The following is an 18403-nucleotide window of genomic DNA, read 5'->3' as shown; positions in this document are numbered from 1 at the left end:
TGCGGTCAGCGGACAAGCGTCGCGCAAAACAGCGGCCGACAGCGGCTCCGATTGTTTCCGGCGTCCAGGAACCTAACCAACCGCGCAGCGGCAGCATGCTCATGCGAGAGTATCGGTGAAGTCATGGGCACATCTGGCTCGGCGGCTGGCGAACCTGGGGAGGGGCTACAAAAGTCCTGGCGTTGACGTTTGGGTGGACTATCGAGGGAAGCTCAAAACAGATGAAAGCGTGAAATTCGAATACCGAAGAGGACGGGTTCGAAGAATGTTCCCGTCCTCGAACTCACCGTCAGACCAATTCGGCGAGCGCTGCCGCGTCGAACCCTTTCAGCGCGCCGTATTGGCCGTGTTCAACCTTTTTGACCCAGCTTGGGTCGTGGAGAATGGCCCTGCCAACGGCGATCAGATCGAACTCGTCGCGTTCCATTCGCTCGACGAGACGGTCCAGGCTCGCAGGGGTCGATCCCTCGCCGGAAAAGGCGGTGGCGAAATCCTTTTCAAGCCCGACCGATCCGACGCTGATCGTCGCGGCACCCGTCACCTTCTTGGCCCAGCCGGCAAAATTTAGCCCGTTTTCGCCATCGATCTCAGGAAACTCGGGTTCCCAGAAGCGTCGCTGCGAGCAGTGCAGGACATCGACCCCGGCTTCAACCAGCGGCAGTAGCCAGTCCTCCATGATCGCCGGGGTCTCGGCGACCCGCACGCTCAAATCCTGCTGCTTCCACTGACTGAACCGCATGATGATCGGGAAATCCGGACCGACGGCGTCGCGCACGGCAGCGACAATCTCACTTGCGAAGCGGGACCGCTCCTTGACCGTCGGCCCGCCATAGCGATCGGTCCGCTGGTTGGTCCCCGGCCAAAAAAACTGGTCGATCAGATAGCCATGGGCGCCATGGATCTCTGCCGCGTCGAAGCCGAGCGCTTTGGCATCTCTTGCCGCGTTGGCGAAGGCGGCAACCGTATCCGCGATGTCCTCTTCGGTCATAGCCACGCCGCGAGGATCGCCGGGCGCGACTAGCCCGGATGGGCTCTCGACCGGCGCATCAGGCTCCCAGTTGTTGATGTAACGGGTGGAACCGGTGTGCCAGATCTGAGGCGCCATACGTCCGCCTGCGTCGTGGACGGCATCGATCACATCTTTCCAACCGGCTAGCGCGGCCTCGCCATGAAACAACGGAATGCCGCCGTCGTTGCGTGATGCAGGACGGTCAACGACCGTCCCTTCGGACAGAATAAGCCCCACGCGCCCTTCCGCGCGGCGCCGGTAATAGGCGACATTCGCGTCGCCAGGCACGCCCTCGGGGGCAAAGAGCCGCGTCATCGGGGCCATGACGATCCGGTTCTTCAGGTTGAGCGAGCGGATTGAGAAGGGACGAAACAGGGTGCTGGTATCGGGGTGAGACATTGAACAGGCTCCGTTGCAAACAAAGGCATCATGGTATATGTTTGATACCTGCCGTCAATCAGGCACCTGAAGTCGCCCAGGTGTATCGAAGGAAACCACCATGCCCGTTCCCGAACTGAAATGCTTTTCGTCTGACTGTCCCAGCCGCGCACTCTTCGACCAGATCGCGGACAAGTGGTCGATGATGGTGCTGGCCGTGCTGGACGACGGGCCGCAGCGTTTCAACGCCATCCGGCGGCGCCTAGAAGGCGTCACGCAGAAGGCGCTCACCCAGAGTCTTCGCCGGCTCGAGCGCAACGGCCTGGTCTCGAGGACAGTCGTTTCGCTGTCTCCGGTGGCGGTGCAATATCAGATCACGCCACTTGGGCGCACGTTGCAGCCGCCATTGCGGGCACTGCATGAGTGGACGCTCACCAAGTTTTCCGAGGTCGAGGCCGCGCGCCAGGCATTCGACGCGGCGGCGGGCGGAAGCGCGTTGGCGGAAGGATCAGAACATCGGCAGTTTGCTTGACGCGCGACCTGCAGGCCCTGTCGACCAGGGCCTGTGAGGGCGACCGGGACACCGCCGCCGAACGGGTTGGCCCATGGCACGCGGTATCCTCAAGCCTACTTGAGCTACTCCAGGTGCCTAATTGACGCCCAGGTCTACGGCGTATACCTTGGCCTCCTTTTGACGAAGATGGAGAGCCCGGATATGCGCAACAATCTTCAGTTCTATATCAACGGATCGTGGGTAGAGCCTGCCGGTGACACCGTGATCGATGTCATCAACCCGGCGGATGAATCTGTCTCCGGCAGAGTTGCGATCGGTGACGCCCGCGACGTCGACCGAGCGGTCGCCGCAGCTCGCGCTGCGTTCGAGACCTTCTCGCTGACTTCGGCCGAGGACCGTCTTGCGCTCTTCGACCGTATCATCGCCGGCTACCAGAGGCGTGCCAGGGATCTGGCCCAAGCCGTTTCGGAGGAGATGGGCGCGCCGCTTTGGCTTGCCGAGCAGTATCAGGTGCCCGTCGGCCTCGGCCACCTCCAGATCGGCCGCACTGCGCTCGCCGGTTATAGCTTCGAGGGCCCCCACGGCACTGCACACATCGTGCGTGAGCCGATCGGGGTCTGTGCGCTCATCACCCCTTGGAACTGGCCGCTCAACCAGATCGCCTGCAAGGTCGCCGCGGCGCTGGCGACCGGTTGCACGATGGTTGTGAAGCCGTCGGAAGTCTCGCCGTATTCGGCGACGATCTTCGCCGAGATCATGCATGAGGCTCAGACGCCTGCGGGCGTGTTCAACCTTGTGCAAGGCGACGGAGCAGGCGTGGGCAATGCCCTGACCGCCCATCCCGATGTCGATCTCGTCTCGTTCACCGGATCCACGCCAGCCGGCATCCAGGTGGCGCGCAATGCAGCCCAGACGGTGAAGCGCGTGCATCAGGAACTGGGCGGCAAGTCGCCCAACATCCTCCTGCCCAGCGCCGATCTGGCGTCGGCTGTGGCGGCGGGCGTCGCGGGCGTCATGATCAATAGCGGTCAATCCTGCGGTGCGCCCACGCGGATGCTGGTTCCCGCCGAGCGGATGGCGGAGGCCTCCGAGCTTGCCCTGGCCGCAGCCGAGCAGTGGGTCGTGGGGCATCCGGCTAGCAATGCGAAGATGGGACCGGTCGTATCTGAGGCGCAGTGGAACAAGATCCAGCGCCTGATCCAGTCCGGCATCGATGAAGGCGCGACGCTCGTCACCGGCGGTCCTGGCCGTCCCGAGGGACTGGAAACGGGCTTCTATGTTCGCCCGACCGTCTTCGCCAATGTGAAGAACGATATGGCGATCGCACAGCAGGAGATCTTCGGTCCGGTTCTCGCAATCATCGGTTATGCCGATGAAGCCGACGCCATCGCCATCGCCAACGATACGGTGTTCGGGCTGGCGGCTTACGTCCAGGGCGAGCCGGTCCAGGCCGAGCGGGTCGCGCGCAGGCTGCGCGCCGGCCAGGTCACGCTGAACTATGCCGACATGGACTTTGCCGCGCCGTTTGGCGGGTACAAGCAATCGGGCAACGGACGCGAATGGGGCGAGGTTGCCTTCGGCGAATACCTGGAGACCAAGGCGATCATCGGCTCCCGTAAGGCCGTCTGACGTAGCGGACGCAGCCTCACCTCGGCTGCGATCAACTTCACCCTCGTTGGCTTGCAGCCGACACTCGCGACAGTTAGGAGAGACGAACATGAAAATAGGCATCATCGGCGCAGGCAACATCGGCGCAACGCTCGCGCAAAAATTTTCCTCGAACGGGCACAGCATCAAGCTGGCCTCAACCCGCCCCCCCGACGAACTACGCCAGTTGGCCCAAAAGGTGGGCGCGGAACCGGTCACTCCGGCCGAAGCGGTCAAGGACGTCGACGTCGTAGTCCTTTCCATTCCTTTCAAGAACAACCCGGAACTCGCCGGCCTGTTCGCCGATGTGCCGGCGGACGTCGTCGTCATAGACACCTCGAATTACTATCCCGTGCGAGATGGCAATATCGCCGAAGTCGACGACGGCAAGCCCGAGAGCGTCTGGTCTAGCGCCCAGTTCGGCCGCCCGGTCGTGAAAACGTTTAACGCCATTCTGGCCGGCGTGCTTGCGGACGGGGGAAAGCCGCGCGGCGCAGCCGATCGCATCGCCGTACCTGTTGCTGGCGATGACGCGGCCGCCAAGGCGATCGCGCAGACGCTGGTGGACGAAACCGGGTTCGAGCCGGTCGATGCGGGAAGCCTTGCCGACTCCTGGCGCCAGCAGCCGGGCACGCCGGCCTATTGCACCTCCCTGACGGCGCATGACCTGCGCAAAGCGCTGGCGGCAGCGGACAAGCCCCGTGCGCCGCGGAACCTCCAGGCGCTCATGGACCGACTCGGCGCGTACCCCGCTTTCCCGAGCACTGACGAAATGACCGCGCTGAACCGCGAACTCAACCGCGGGAGCTAAGTGGTGCGCTGAGCCGATGACGCCGATCAGCGGGAACGCAACGATGGGCGCTTCGACGTGCCGACAACGGATCAGGCCATCTCTGCGTGCAGGTAAGCGTGGCACCAGCAACGGGTTGACCGGTGACCGGGGTCTTCAGACCGCAGTGCGGAGCTGATCGGCGAAGACCCACGGTGCGAGTTCGTCGATGCGATTAATCGCATGGTCGGCGAACGTGCCGCAGCGATCTGTAGCCTGATCGGCACCGCGAAGCTCAACAACGTTGATCCCGAGGCATATCTGCGCTTCGTACTCGCTCGCGTCGCCGATCATCCCATCAATCGCGCCGGCGACCTCACGCCGTGGGCCGTTGCTGCTCAGCTTCCCGCGCGTACGCAACTCAACTCCGCGTCAAGACGGTTTCGGCGACACGCTTACTGATGATCAGACGCGTGCCGCGCACCCTTCGAAACTCTGGCAGGGTCCATCGTGGATGAGTATGCGCCGGCGCTGTGCGACATGAGTGACGAGGAAACTCCGTATTTGCTGACGCTTGCGCATGCCGCGCTGTCGCTCGGCCTGACTGCGCTTCTCGAAGTATCCGTCGGGGTGCTATTTAACCGCATCGTGCAGCACCGGGGCAGGCTGGCCGTTCCATCGACTTTGCCCGGCAACGTGCTCGCCTATCTTCATGCCACGACCAACGGCGATTACAGCGCGGCGCGGTCGCTCGTCGCGCGGCCACTGGAGAGTTTTGCACTCGCGCTTTTGCTGGCCGCACGATGCGGGCTGGCCGACGACTTCGACTTGGAGCTGCGCAATATCGACCATCGCCCGTTGAACGTGTTCATTCTGCATAGATTTCGGGACTTCGGCAGACTCGTGATCCGCGGCGGCCGGAACCATGTACGAGTTGAAAGAAATCGGCGTACCTGGCGGTCCTGTCGAGTTGGATCCGCCAGAAAGATCCGATCTTCCGCATAAGGTATTTGCGACTGCCCGACCATTGGAGGACGGCAGGTACGCAGCGCAATTGCGCGTTCAGAGGGCACTCGGTATGAAAGGAACGTACTCGGTCGAAGAGCACTGGGATCAGCTCGGTGTATTCCTCGACGCGCAAGAGGCTTTAGCGCATGCGAAGTCTTTCGCAACAGACCTGCTGGAGCGAAAGGCCTAGTCGCGAGTGGCGTGCTGGATTGCGCCACACCTATCAATGCGCGGATCTTTGCGGCAGGCCCACGACCGTAGATCCGCGCGACAACCTGGTGCTGTACGGCGTGCGTGCCGTGCAGAAAGCGATTCAGCTTTCGGTGCGCTCAAGAATGGGTATAAGCGGATACTGCACCACTCCGAATACTCCACCAAATTAGATGTGACTGGCCTGAATTCAACCGGCCTTAACTCACGATGCACCACTGGCAGCGAGCTTGACAAATAGTCTGGCTGCTTCGTTGCCATGGGACAAAGCGCGCAGTGCAAGGGAGAGCGCTAGCTGTGCGTCGTGGGAGGCCGCGCTACGATCCTGATCGAAGAGCTTGACGGCGTGGCGCATATGCTGCGCCGCCTGCGTGTGAAGCTCCACGGCCGCCGCATGATGTTTTGCCACGTCCGCGGCACTTACGGTTGAGCCGGTCGATGGAGGCGGTATTGATGGCGTATTGGCGCTGTGCGCGCCAGCGTCGTGTGCCTGATCGATCGCATGCAACGTGTGGCCATGGGCCATCATCGCCTGATGTGCGGCGTGGGCAAAGTCTTGACCGTCATCGAAATGCCGCGACGCCTCGCGGTGATGTCGCGCGGCCTGCTCGTGGTGTGACGCCGCGGCTTCGAGATGAGCTTTCTTGCTGTGCTTCGTGTTCATGCCTGCTCCTGTGCAACATCAGGACTGACTCGGATGGCGACCAATTCGAAGACACAGTGGCGGGTCGCAACAAGATCCTAATCTACACGCCCTTGCGCCTTCTGTGGCATTTGCGTTTCGCGGAGAATCGTCGCGCTATGGCGATCACCGCGCGGTCAGCATCCGGAGGATTTTCTGCACGATGCGCTCATGCTGCTCCAGCGCGTCATCAAGCGTACGTGCTCCGTAGCTCGTGTTGTCTCGCGCCTCCATTCCGGCGATGCGCGTCACGAACAGCGAAACCTCCCCGGTTTTCGGTTCGGACACACCGCGGACGCGGGTCGTGACCGTCACGCCGGATTCGTCCAGCAGTGTGCGGCGGAAGATCAGTTCGTTCTCAGTCATCCAGCGCGACCACTCGCCGTGGTCGAACACCTCGACAGGCCTGTTCTTCGCGTCGAGGACATAGAAGCGTTTCCAGCTCGACGGGACGGAGCGTGCTTTCATATTTCAATGCGAAGGCGTAAGCAGGAAGCCGATCGCCTCCCGCCACCAGGTTTCGTCGACGCGGCCCATCCAGTCGTTATGTTCAGCCGCCTTCACCACCATCAGTTGTCTCGGTTCGGCCAGCGAGTTGTAGAGCGCTGAGCGTTAAATTGGGTAAGGTGACCCTGAGCACGTCAACCGGTCAGCAATCCGCGGATGTCCATGTTCAACGGGACAGCAGGCATGGCCGGTGGCCGTGCGAACGCACATTACAGGATCGTAATCACCGGCCGGAGCGCTTGCCTGTATGATTTAATGGTCAACGCAAAGCGGAGCAGCCGATGCGAATCCTGGTGATCGAGGACGAGCCAAAAACAGCGGCCTATCTGAAGAAAGGTCTGGAGGAATCCGGCTACGCGGTCGACGTCGCGAACGATGGCCCGCAAGGGCTGATTCTCGCGCAGGAAGAAGAATACGACGTGATCGTGCTCGACGTGATGCTGCCCGGCATGGACGGCTGGACCGTCGTCAAGACGTTGCGCAGCACGCGCGCCACGCCGGTGCTGTTTCTCACCGCGCGCGACGACATCGACGACCGCGTGCGCGGCCTGGAACTCGGCGCGGACGATTACCTCGTCAAACCTTTTGCGTTCGTCGAACTGCTGGCGCGCGTGCGTACGCTGGCGCGCCGTGGGCCGCCGCGCGAAAGCGAACGGATCAAGGTGGGCGACCTGGAGATGGATGTGTACCGCCGGCGCGTGAAACGTGGCGGCACGCGCATCGATCTCACGCCGCGTGAATTCTCGCTGCTGCAACTGCTGGCGCGCCGGCAGGGAGAAGTGCTGAGCCGCACGCAAATCGCGTCGTACGTGTGGGACATGAATTTCGATAGCGACACCAATGTGGTCGAGGTGGCGATTCGCCGGCTGCGCACCAAGATCGACGACAACTTTCCCGTCAAGCTGATTCACACGGTGCGCGGCGTCGGCTATGTGCTCGAACTGAAGGACACTGCTTGATGCGCGTGCGCTCGCTTGCCGCGACGCTCGCGCTTGCCTTCGGCGCCACGACGCTGGCGGTTTTCGTGCTGGTGGGCAGCTTTCTGTATCTCGCGCTCGAAAAGCAGATCAAGGCGCAGGACAATCTCGACATAGTGCTTGCCGCGCGCCACGCACGGCGGCTTGCCGAGGAGCTGGAGACGTCGAAGGGCATTGGCGAGCATGGCGACCGTTTGATCAGCATCGTGCTCGGCAATCAGGCCATGTCGATGGAAGTGTTCGATCCCGATGGCAACCGGGCAGTCGAACACAACATCGCCGGGACTTTTGCCGTGCCCAATGCGGCGACCGGCGCGGCGACGCTCGCCGCGTTGCCGCCGCTCGCGCGCGTAGCGGCTTCGGCGCGTATCACCGAGGCCGATATCGGCGAGTGGACCGGCCGCAACGGCGCGCCGATTCACGGCATTCTCACCGACGCGCGTCTACGCGACGGCGAAACGGCGAGCGTGCTGGTGGCGCGCAACATGAGCGACCGCTGGCTGCTGCTGGACCGTTACCGCGACAGGCTTCACCTGGCGGGCGTAGCCGGCGTGATGCTGGCGATGCTGCTCGGTTATCTGCTGATCCGCGCCGCGCTGCGGCCGTTGCGCGATATCGCGGCTAGCGCGAGCCTGGTCACGGTGAATCGCCTCAATACGCGGATCGCGGTGGCGCGTGTGCCGAGCGAACTCGAGACGCTGGTGGCGTCGCTGAACGCCATGCTTGAGCGCGTCGACCACGGGTTTCAGCGTTTATCGCGTTTCACCGCCGACCTCGCGCACGACATGCGCACGCCGCTCAGCAACATGCGCGGCGCCGCTGAAGTCGCGCTCGCCCGGCCGCGTTCCGTCGATGAATACGAGTCGCTGCTCGCCTCGAATCTGGAAGAGTGCGACCGGCTGTCGAGAATGATCGAGAACGTACTGTTTCTGGCGCGCGCTGAGCATCCGCAGTTCGTCAAGCACATGCGTGAGTTCGATGCGGCGCGCGAGTTGAGCCATATCGCCGAGTACTTCGAAGGGATTGCCGAAGAGGCGCTAGTGCGTGTGCGTGTCAGCGGCACGGCCAGCTTGACGGCGGATCTCGAACTGTTTCGCCGCGCGGTGAGCAATCTACTGGCCAATGCCATTCGTTATACGCCGCAAGGCGGCGAGATTGTGCTGGACGCGAGCGCATCGGCCGACGCGGTGCGCGTGACCGTGTCGAATGAAGGGCAGCCCATTGCCGCCGAACATCTCGATCGGATTTTCGACCGCTTCTATCGCATCGATCCGTCGCGCAGCTCGCTGCCGTCATCGGGCTTGTCGCGAGGCTCCACGGGATCGGCGGGGCTCGGGCTTGCGATCGTGCGCACGATCATGGAGTTGCACGGCGGCTCGGTGCATGCGCAGAGCGATGCACGGAGTACGCGCTTTGTGCTGGTATTTCGGCGGGGCGGGTGAAGGGTATGCAGGGGGCTTACACAGACCCGGCCGCACGCTTGGCCTCATCACCCCACGTCCCACCCAACGCCTTCAACAACAACACACTCGACTCCAACCGCCGTGCGGCGATCTGATCGGCGACACGCTGATTCGTCAACGCAATCGTCTGCGCCGTGACCACGTCGAGATAGCTGACCGCGCCCGCGTTGAATCGGTTCGTCGTGAGCCGCAACGACAGTTCAGCGGCCGTGGTGGCGCGCTGCTGGCTGGCGGCTTCGTCGGCGAGGGAATGCAAGGCGGACAGATTGTCCTCGACCTGCTGGAACGCCACCAGCACCGACTGGCGATAGTCCGCGACCGCGCCGTCGTATTGCGCCGTCGCGCCGTGCAGGGTGGCGCGGCGCTTGCCGCCGTCGAACAGCGTGCCGGCCAGTTGCGGGCCGAGCGACCAGAACAGACTCGGCGCACTCAGCCAGGGCGCGAAAAAGGTGCTTTCCAGTCCCGCGCTCGCCGACAGCACCAGATCGGGGAAGAACGCCGCCTGCGCGGCGCCAATCTGCGAATTGGCCGACGCTACGCGCCGTTCGGCGGCGGCGATGTCGGGGCGACGCTCCAGCAATTGCGACGGCAAGCCGACCGGAATCGCGGGCGGTGTGACGGCCGAGCCGTTCGGCGGCAGCGCGAAGCTCGAAGCCGGCTCGCCGGTCAGCGTGGCAATCGCGTGCTGCAGCTGTGCGCGCGTCACGTCGATGTCGGTGTCCTGCGTGCGCGTCGCTTCGAGTTGCGTCGTGGCCTGGGCGACCGCGGACGCATCGATCGCACCGTTTTTCAGTTGCTGCTGCAGCAGTTTCAACGCGGCCGCGTAGGCGGTCACGCTGTCGTCGAGCAGCTTCTTCTGCGTGTCGAGCGAGCGCAGGGAGAAATAGTCGACGGCGAGATCCGCGCTCATCGACAGGCGCACGCCTTCGAGGTCGGCTTCGCTCGCCTGGGCGTCGGCCTGCGCGCCGTTCACGCTATCGCGCACGCGTCCGAACAGATCCGGCTCCCAGCTCGCCGACACGCCCGCCGAGTAGTCCGGCACGGTCTTGCCCGCGAGCGATTTGCCTTCGACATTCTGTGAGGTCCGCGAGCGATCCTGCGCGACACCAGCGGTAATCGTCGGGAAAAAACCGGCGCGCTGATAGTCCACCATCGACCGCGCTTGCTGGAGCTGCGCGACTGCCTTGCGCACGGTCTGGTTCGACACGTCGATACGCGCTTCGAGTTGATTCAGCACCGGATCGTTGAAGATCGTCCACCATGGGCCGCGCGGCGTGGCGTCAGCCGGTGCGGCCTGCGCCCAGCCGGGCGCGGTGCCCGCATATTGCGCGGGAATCCCGGCGCTCGGGCGCTGATAGGAGGGCAAGGTCGAGCACGCGCTGAGCAGCGCGCCGATCATCCCGGCCACCAGCGTGCGGTGCAGCCGCGGCCGTGAAAGAGACAGAGAAACCATCAGTGAATCCTTTCTGTGACGTTGCACTTAGCCAGGCATGGCCGGCGCGATCTGCACGATCTGGCCGGTGTTCAGCGAATCGCCGGGGTTGTCGATCACGCGGTCGGTGGCGGCGAGGCCTGTCGTGATTTCCACGTGCGTGCCGAAATCCCGGCCGATATGCACGGTCTTGAGCAGCGCCCGGCCGTTGCTATCGACCACGGCGACCGTCACGCCGTCCGGCCGGAACAGCAAGGCGCTGACAGGCAGGTCGAGCGCCGGCGTGGTCGATCGCAATTGCAGATGCACCTGCGTGTAAGCGCCGGGCATCAGCGCGCCATCCTTGTTATCGACGTCGATCTCGACGCGCAGCGTGCGGCTCGACGGATCGATCGAATCGGTGCTGCGCACCACCTTCGCGGCGATGCGACGGCCCGGATACTGCTGGGCGGTGAGATACACGCCGGTCGCCGGCGTGACATACGGCGCGTCGTTCTGCGGCACATCGACGAAGACGCGCAGCACGCCGGTCTGCTGGATGTGGAACAGTTCGCCCGACATGCCCGCGGTGCCCGGCGTGCCGCCCGCCGTGACCAGTGCGCCGACATCGACGTTGCGCGCAGTGATCACGCCGTCGAACGGCGCGGTGATCTTCTCGTACGAGACTAGTTCCGCGAGATGCGCGACGTTCGCCTGCGCCGACGCCAGCATCGCGCGGCGCGCTTCCATGTCGCTGACTTTGGTGTCGGCGTCCTGCTGCGCGACCGATTGCGTTCTCAACATTTCCTGCCAGCGCTGCGCGGTGGTCCTGGCGAAATCGAAGTTGGCCTGCGCGGTGGCTTCGTCGGCACGGGCCTGGCGCAATTGCGCGTCGAGCTCGGGGGCTTCGATTGTCGCGAGCGTCTGGCCGCTTCTGACCTGTGCGCCGATGTCGGCGTTCCAGTGCGCCAGGTAGCCGCTCGTGCGCGCGTAGATCGACGCTTCCGCGAACGGCGTAACCGCGCCGGGCAGCAGCAGTTGGTGGATGGCCGGCGCGGCGCGCGGTGTGACGACCGACACGCTGAGCACGCTTTGCGCCTGCGTCTGTTGTGTCAGCGCGGCACTGGCGTGCAGTCGCGGCACGATGCCGACGATCAGCAACGCCGCGGCAAGTCCGGTCAACGCAAGCGGCCAGAGGCGGCGGCGCGCGTTCGTGCTGGCGGCCGCTGCCGGCGTGGCGCCGGCATGCCGGGTTTCCTTGGCGCTATGCAAACGCGCGGTGTCGGCGGTCTCGGCGGACGCTTCTGACCGCTCGCCAAGCTCGGGCGGAAGGGATGAATCGTTCATGGGCAAGGTCTCGTCGGAATCAATGAGTGCGGGCGGGAACGCCGGATTCTTGTGTGTCGGTGCGTGCCGCGCGGCGTTTGTCGAGCCACGCATGCACCATCCCGTAGACGACCGGGACGAACAGCAAGGTCGACACCGTGCCGAGCGCGAGGCCGCCGATCACGGCGCGACCGAGCGGCGCGTTCTGTTCGCCGCCATCGCCGAGGCCGAGCGCCATCGGCAGCATCCCGATCAGCATGGCGAGCGCGGTCATCAGCACTGGACGGAAGCGGCTGAAGCCGGCTTCGAGCGCGGCCCGCAGCGGCGGCTTGCCGCCGTGGTGAAATTCGCGCGCGGTGTTGATCACGAGAATGCTGTTGGCCGTGGCGATGCCGATGCACAGAATGGTGCCGGTGAGTGCCGGCACGCTCAGGCGAGTGCCAGTGCTGAACAGCATCCATGCGATGCCCGCGAGCGAGCCCGGCAAGCCGCTGATGATGATGAACGGGTCGAGCCACGACTGGAAATTGACGACCATCAGCAGGTAGACCAGGGCGATCGCAAACACGAGGCCACTCGCAAGACCGCTGAACGAGTCGTGCATCGCCTGCACCTGGCCGCGCATGACGATCGACGCGCCAGGCGGCAATTGCGGTCGGATCTGATCGACGAGCCGGGTCACGTCCGCTGCCACGCCGCCGAGGTCGCGTCCTTGCGCCGACGCGAAAATGTCGAGCACCGGCTGCACGTTGTAGTGCGAGACGACGGCTTGCTGGGTGACGCGTGTCAGTGTGCTCAATGCGCCGAGCAGGTTTTGCGGCGCCGGACCGCCCGTGTTTGCGGCCGTGGTCATCACGCCGGACCCGGTGCCTCCGGATTGCGCGACCGGTATATTGGCGAGTGCCTGCAACGAGTTGATGTCGTACTGCGGCATCATCGCCATCAGCGGATAGCTCACGCCGTTGTGCGGATCGAGCCAGAAATTCGGCGTGGTTTGCGAACTGCCGGACAGCGCGATCAGCAGGTTCTGCGACACGTCGCGTTGCAACAACCCGGCCTGAATCGCGCGGGTACGGTCCACATTGACGTTGATTGCGGGGGCATCGCCGGGCTGTTGAATACGCGCGTCGACGAGGCCGCGCACGCCGCGCAGTTGCGCGAGCAGGCGGTTCGCCACGACCCGGTTGGCGTCGAGCTTGTTGCCGACGATCTGGATATCGATCGGCGCGGGCAGGCCGAAGTTGAGAATCTGGCTGACGATGTCGGCGGGCAGGAAGGCGAACGTGACACCGGGGAAATCCCTGGCGAGCGTCGTGCGCAGTCTCGCCACATATTGAGCGGTCGGTTTGTGCTTCGCCGCGAGGGTGATCATCACGTCGGCGTCTTCCGGGCCGATCGGGTCCGATGAGTCGTAGGTCAGATTGATCCCGCTCACCGGCACGCCGATATTGTCGAGCATCGCCGAGAGTTCCTGCTTCGGAATCATGCTGCGCACACGGGCTTCGACTTCGTCGGTGAGGCGCGCGGTGTCTTCGATACGCGTGCCGGTCGGCGCACGCAGATGCAGGCGGATCTCGCCAGTATCGACGGCGGGGAAGAAGTCGCGGCCCGCAAACGGCACCAGCGCGAGCGAGCCGATGCAAAACAGCAGGAAGATCGCGATGAACCGCCGCGGACTCGCTATCGCCGCGCCGAGCACGCCGCGATAGCGTTCGCGCAGCCGCTCGAAGCGATGTTCGAAGGCGGCCTGAAAGCGGATCAGGCGCGCAATCGGTCCATTACCCGTCACCAGCGCGTCGCTGCGTGCGCGCATGAGATACATCGCGAGCGTCGGCACCAGGGTGCGCGAGAAAAAGTACGACGCGATCATGGCGAACACCACCGCCTCGGCGAGCGGCACGAACAGATAGCGCGCCACGCCTGAGAGCAGAAACATCGGCACGAACACGATGCAGATCGACAGCGTCGATACGAACGTCGGCACCGCGATTTCGCCGGAACCGTTCAGGATCGCGTCATGCAGCGGCTCGCCGTTCTCCAGATGATGCGTGATGTTTTCGATGGCGACCGTGGCGTCGTCGACGAGGATCCCTACGGCGAGCGCGAGGCCGCCAAGCGTCATGATGTTGATGGTCTGGCCAAGCGCGGACAGCGCGATCAGCGAGGTCAGCACCGCGAGCGGAATCGACACCGCGATGATCAGCGTGGCGCGCCAACTGCCGAGAAAGAGCAGGATCATCAAAGCGGTGAGGGCGGCGGCGATCAGCGCTTCGCGCGCCACGCCCACGACGGCCGACTTCACGAACACCGATTGATCCGACAGTGCGGTGACGTGCAGCGCGCTCGGCAAGCCGGCCACGATATGCGGCAGCATCGCCTTGACCTGCTGGATGATGGTGAGCGTCGACGCGCTGCCGGACTTTTCGATGGTAAGAAGCGCGGCGCGTTTGCCGTCGCTGCGCACGATGTTGGTTTGCGGCGCGTAGCCATCGCGCACATGGGCGACGTCGCGCACATACACCACGCCGCCGGCCACCGTCTTGATCGGCAGATCGTTGAGCGCGGCTACGGTGTCCGTGCTGCCGTTCATCTGCACGTTGTATTCCTTCGTGCCGATCTTCGCGGTGCCGCCCGGCAGGATCAGGTTTTGCGCGTTGACGGCGTTGACTACGTCGAGCGGCGCGAGGCCTTTGGCTTGCAATGCGCGCGGGTCGATATCGACCATGATCTGCCGGACCTTGCCGCCGAACGGCAGCGGCACCGACGCGCCTTGTACCGTCGCCAACTGCGTGCGGATCTGGCTGTTGCCGAGGTCGTAAAGCTGCTGTTCGGAGAGCGTGTCGCTGGAGAGGCCGAGTTGCAGGATCGGCACCGTCGAGGCGTTATAGGTAATGATGTTGGGCGGCAGCGTGCCGGGCGGCAGCACGCGCAGGATCGATGCGGAATTCGACGCTGCCTCGGCGATCGCGCGATTGATGTCCGCGCCCGGATGGAAAAAGATCTTCACCACCGAGACCCCGTTCAGCGATTGCGATTCGATATGCTCGATGTCGTCGACGTCCGAGCTCAGCGCGCGCTCGTAATTCGATGTGATGCGATTGGCCATGTCCTGGGCGGAAAAGCCGTTGTACGTCCAGACGATGCTGACCACCGGGATATTGATGTTCGGGAAGATATCGGTCGGCGTGCGCAAAATGGAAAGCGGCCCGACGATGAATATCAGCAGAGCCAGTACCACGAATGTGTACGGGCGGCGCAGGGCGAGCCTCACAATCCACATGACGAATTCCTGATAAATAGCAAATAGAGTTGCCCGACCCAAGGCTCGCGCAGTAGAACTGCTGCTTGAATTCAGGCCTGGTCTGGAGTATGTGTGGGCCGTGCTTACCGGTTCCGGTCAGCCACAATACAAGTCTGTCATCTGCCGGACAACCGGACGCGCTTCGGGAATGCAATCGACAGCCGCCGCACGCAGATAGCAAATCCGTAGTCGCGTGGTCAGAGAAAGGCCAGGTCGTGCGATCGGAATGGAAAGCATGGCCATGTCCACAATTCCAAACCTGATAGGAGAAGCACGAACAAGCTGCTTTCCAGCGTTGCAGTCGCACCCGCCGCGGTCAGCCTTACTTTTGGCTGGAGCGCTTCCGCCCAAACCGCCATTCCGGGAATGACGCGCGCCGAAGCACGCCGGCAACGGGTGCAGGCACAGGCCGATGGACTCTTGCCGATACCGGAGAACAACTATCCGCCGCCAGCCACGAGAATTGGCCGCAACAAGGAGCTCTACGCAATCGAGTACCAGAACGACCCGGTTAGCGCGACGGCGTTCGTCTCTACGAGCCCGACGGATTGGGGCGTCACGTGTGACTGATGCAAAGGGAAGACGAACGCGCGCCCACGTGCGGACTCTCGATGCGTGGGCGCGGGATGGCGCGATGAAGCGCGAACTAGTTAGAACTGGTGGCGAATGGCTACGCGCGTGATGACCTGATTTGCTGTCGTCGAAGGCGAATCTGCACCCGTGATAAACGCCGTGTTGAGCGGCGCCGCGGACGCACTGCCGCCCGCCAGGTGCTGATACATACCCTGCACGTACACGTCAGTACGCGGCGACAGGTTGTAGTCCGCCATCAGTCCTACCTGATGCCACTTCGGCTTCGAATCGCCGGCGGCGCTATTGAAGTGACCGATCGTGTAGTTATACATCGCTCCGACGAACGCATTCTTCAGTAACTGATACTTCGCGTTCAATTCAAAGTTGTCGAACTTCAGGCTGCTTGCCGTATTCGCGAAGTTGCCGACATAGACGGAGCCCGTCGCGTTATTAAGCGCCGTGTGGCTATATACGAAGCCGAGTATCGCAGAGCCGATCGTGTAGTTAATCCCGGCGCCCCACACCTGTTGACGGCTCGCGAAAAAATTCGTGTCGTCGGCTGCAAGCGACCCACCGGAGTTTCCGCCCGGATTGTTGATCTGCATGTACGCCGCTGCGACTGAAACGTTGGCAGCGACGAATTGTGCGCCGAGGCTATACGACCGGTTGTCAGCAAAGCCACCCGCCTGATTGCTAAAACCGTACAGACCGCCAAAAGAAAAGCCGCCGTAGGCGTTACTGGTGTACTTCACGCTGTTGTTCAGTCGGAACGAATTGTCTGAGTTGTCGTTGTCGTACGGATGCGACAACAGATAGCCGCCCCAATTGCCGTTCGCCGTAAGCGGGGCGAGATAGTCGACGACTGAATCATACTGACGGCCCATTGTCAGGGTCCCGAGCTTCGTGTTGCTCAAACCGATGTACGCCTGCCGGCCGAACATGCGCGAACTCTGTCCAAGTGCACCGGAGTTGACGTCGAAGCCATTTTCCAGTTGAAAGAGGGCCTTCGTGCCACCGCCCAGATCTTCGCTGCCTTTCACGCCCCATCGGCTGCCTTGTGCAAAGCCGCTTTCCATCTGCACAGCCGAACCTTGCTTGGTATTGTTCGTATAGTTCAGACCTTCGTCGATCAGGCCATACAGCGTGACGCTGCTCTGGGCCAGCGCGGCCATCGGGACGATCGTGCAACCGATCGCTGCGCCCGTAATGAGGAGTCGCTTCATGAGTGTAGATTCCTAAGGTTTGCCTGAGTACCTCGCCATGATCTAGCTCGCGCGCCGGTGCGTGGAGCCGGGATCTGACGAAAGGTATTTGCACTTTAGGACCTACAAAATGCCCGTCCACTGCAGTTCAGTATTGCTGAAATGGTGTTGTGCCGCCCCCACGGGAATGACAGTTTCGCGCTTGTCTTCAGGTGGATTCTGGCGATAACGTTCTACCACGAAATCGACAAAGCGGCGGAGCGCCACCGCCATGTACGGTTGTCCGGAATAGAGCACCCACACTGTCCGCGCGTCGCCGCACAATTCGATGTTTTCGAACACTGGCTTTAATGAGCCGTCTGCCAGCTCACCTTGAACGAGCGAGCGCGAAAGCCGGGCGATGCCGAGGCCCGCCTGGACTGCGCGCTTTATGAGCAGTGGGTTTTGCATGCTCAGAATCGGCCGTACCACTACGCGCTGCGTGCCATGCTTGTCACGAAACTCCCAGTAACGACTCGGCGCGTCCGACGCGACCAGTACATCATGCGACGACAGCTCCTCGGGGGTGCGTGGCGGCCGCCGACGTGCGAAGTACGCGGGGCTCCCGACAATTACGTCCCGCGTCTGTGCGAGCGGCCGGCAAACCAGCGACGAGTCACGCAGGTGGCGCTCGGCGCTGAAGCATACATCGAAGTCTGCCACCGTGACATCGGCCATGTTATCGAACACGGTCAGATCGAACTGCGTACGCTGCTCTTGCACCCGGTACGCCGCTAGTACTTCGGGCAGATCGGTCGAAGCATATAAAGAAGACGCCGCAATACGCAAAGATCCGACGGGTTGACCGGCAGCAGCTGCCATGCATTCGTCCATCGTCGCGAGCTGCCTGAGCAGTTCGCCACAATGCTCCCGATACAACTGGCCGGCAGGCGTCAGCGACACTCGGCGAGTGGTCCGGTTCACAAGGCGCACGCTGAGATGTTGCTCGAGTACCGCCACGCTGCGAGTGACGACCGCGCGAGTGACGACCGAATTCGAGATACCAAGCTGCTTCGCCGCCTCGGCGAAGTTCAGGCAGTCGGCAACCTTGGCGAAAATGCGAACGGAGGCTAATTGATTCATGGAATCGTTTCGCAGCGGTCGGGGGATTTTAGGCTAGCTCGCTCGCGAGCCGTTGGGTAGGACAGAACAGATGCCTGCGCATGAACGATGCGCCTCGCTTCACGGCGCGGCCCATTGACCTTACGCTACGTCACACGCGTTTCCGCGCCGACAGGCTGCGCGGTCTTCCGAAATCGCCGGCTTTGCCGATCCGTGTGCGTCCGTGGCGGGCATTGCATGTTTCTTTGTATTCCTTACCCTAATCCTTCTTCACGAGGTCCATCACATGCGTAGGCGACCTCAACGGGCATAAGAAGAAACGCGG

The 18403-nt window shown here is 63.0% G+C and carries 14 protein-coding genes and 2 pseudogenes; 8 read left to right on the top strand and 8 right to left on the bottom strand.

Going from position 1 to position 18403, the window contains the following annotated elements; translation table 11 throughout:
• Window positions 1-289 precede the first annotated feature (289 nt).
• A complete protein-coding gene (locus OKW45_RS07805) occupies window positions 290-1408 on the bottom strand; it encodes an NADH:flavin oxidoreductase (protein WP_429466995.1) in 1119 nt (372 codons plus the stop codon).
• Window positions 1409-1508: 100 nt separating this feature from the next.
• Here OKW45_RS07805 and OKW45_RS07800 point away from each other — a divergent pair, with 100 nt between their 5' ends.
• The 6 genes and pseudogenes from OKW45_RS07800 to OKW45_RS07775 all read left to right on the top strand — a co-directional run.
• A complete protein-coding gene (locus tag OKW45_RS07800; protein ID WP_429465138.1) occupies window positions 1509-1919 on the top strand; it encodes a winged helix-turn-helix transcriptional regulator in 411 nt (136 codons plus the stop codon).
• Between the two features lie 183 nt (window positions 1920-2102).
• Window positions 2103-3530 (top strand): aldehyde dehydrogenase family protein, encoded by a 1428-nt coding sequence (locus OKW45_RS07795; RefSeq protein WP_429466993.1) that lies wholly within the window; start codon window positions 2103-2105, stop codon window positions 3528-3530.
• Window positions 3415-4359 carry an NADPH-dependent F420 reductase gene (locus OKW45_RS07790; RefSeq protein WP_429466991.1) on the top strand — a complete coding sequence of 315 codons (945 nt, stop codon included), beginning with the start codon at window positions 3415-3417 and terminating at the stop codon, window positions 4357-4359. The genes OKW45_RS07795 and OKW45_RS07790 overlap by 116 nt, the downstream gene beginning before the upstream one ends.
• Before the next feature lie 207 nt (window positions 4360-4566).
• A pseudogene (locus OKW45_RS07785) lies at window positions 4567-4779 on the top strand (transposase domain-containing protein); the annotation flags it as partial.
• Window positions 4780-4827: 48 nt separating this feature from the next.
• Window positions 4828-5322: a hypothetical protein gene (locus OKW45_RS07780; RefSeq protein ID WP_429466989.1), complete on the top strand. Its 495-nt coding sequence runs from the start codon at window positions 4828-4830 to the stop codon at window positions 5320-5322.
• Window positions 5249-5515 (top strand): annotated as a pseudogene (locus tag OKW45_RS07775) (hypothetical protein); the annotation flags it as partial. The gene OKW45_RS07780 and the pseudogene OKW45_RS07775, both read left to right, overlap by 74 nt.
• A gap of 225 nt (window positions 5516-5740) precedes the next feature.
• On the opposite strand, the gene OKW45_RS07770 reads toward OKW45_RS07775, so the two are convergent.
• Together OKW45_RS07770 and OKW45_RS07765 are read right to left on the bottom strand one after the other, a co-directional pair.
• Window positions 5741-6199 carry a hypothetical protein gene (locus OKW45_RS07770; RefSeq protein WP_429466987.1) on the bottom strand — a complete coding sequence of 153 codons (459 nt, stop codon included), beginning with the start codon at window positions 6197-6199 and terminating at the stop codon, window positions 5741-5743.
• 144 nt (window positions 6200-6343) lie between these two features.
• Entirely contained in the window at window positions 6344-6685 is a 342-nt protein-coding gene (locus tag OKW45_RS07765) for a hypothetical protein (protein WP_429466985.1), read from the bottom strand.
• Window positions 6686-7005: 320 nt separating this feature from the next.
• On the opposite strand from OKW45_RS07765, the gene OKW45_RS07760 reads away from it, so the two are divergent.
• On the top strand, window positions 7006-7683 hold the full coding sequence (locus tag OKW45_RS07760) for a heavy metal response regulator transcription factor (RefSeq protein ID WP_184012529.1): 678 nt from the start codon (window positions 7006-7008) through the stop codon (window positions 7681-7683).
• A complete protein-coding gene (locus tag OKW45_RS07755; protein WP_429466983.1) occupies window positions 7683-9143 on the top strand; it encodes a heavy metal sensor histidine kinase in 1461 nt (486 codons plus the stop codon). Before OKW45_RS07760 ends, OKW45_RS07755 begins: the two co-directional genes overlap by 1 nt.
• Before the next feature lie 16 nt (window positions 9144-9159).
• On the opposite strand, the gene OKW45_RS07750 is transcribed toward OKW45_RS07755, so the two are convergent.
• The 5 genes from OKW45_RS07750 to OKW45_RS07730 all read right to left on the bottom strand — a co-directional run bounded on the left by OKW45_RS07750 (window position 9160) and on the right by OKW45_RS07730 (window position 18099).
• On the bottom strand, window positions 9160-10617 hold the full coding sequence (locus tag OKW45_RS07750; RefSeq protein WP_429466981.1) for an efflux transporter outer membrane subunit: 1458 nt from the start codon (window positions 10615-10617) through the stop codon (window positions 9160-9162).
• Between the two features lie 27 nt (window positions 10618-10644).
• Entirely contained in the window at window positions 10645-11922 is a 1278-nt protein-coding gene (locus OKW45_RS07745; protein WP_429466979.1) for an efflux RND transporter periplasmic adaptor subunit, read from the bottom strand.
• A gap of 19 nt (window positions 11923-11941) precedes the next feature.
• Entirely contained in the window at window positions 11942-15181 is a 3240-nt protein-coding gene (locus OKW45_RS07740) for an efflux RND transporter permease subunit (protein ID WP_429466977.1), read from the bottom strand.
• 671 nt (window positions 15182-15852) lie between these two features.
• Window positions 15853-16998 (bottom strand): porin, encoded by a 1146-nt coding sequence (locus OKW45_RS07735; RefSeq protein ID WP_429466975.1) that lies wholly within the window; start codon window positions 16996-16998, stop codon window positions 15853-15855.
• Window positions 16999-17100: 102 nt separating this feature from the next.
• Window positions 17101-18099: a LysR family transcriptional regulator gene (locus tag OKW45_RS07730; protein WP_429466973.1), complete on the bottom strand. Its 999-nt coding sequence runs from the start codon at window positions 18097-18099 to the stop codon at window positions 17101-17103.
• Window positions 18100-18403 lie beyond the last annotated feature (304 nt).

Origin of the sequence: Paraburkholderia lebeckiae (assembly GCF_050436225.1) — a bacterium.
Taxonomy (GTDB): domain Bacteria; phylum Pseudomonadota; class Gammaproteobacteria; order Burkholderiales; family Burkholderiaceae; genus Paraburkholderia; species Paraburkholderia tuberum.
Note: the sequence above shows the minus strand (reverse complement) of the source record. Positions and strands in the feature narration are given on the sequence as shown.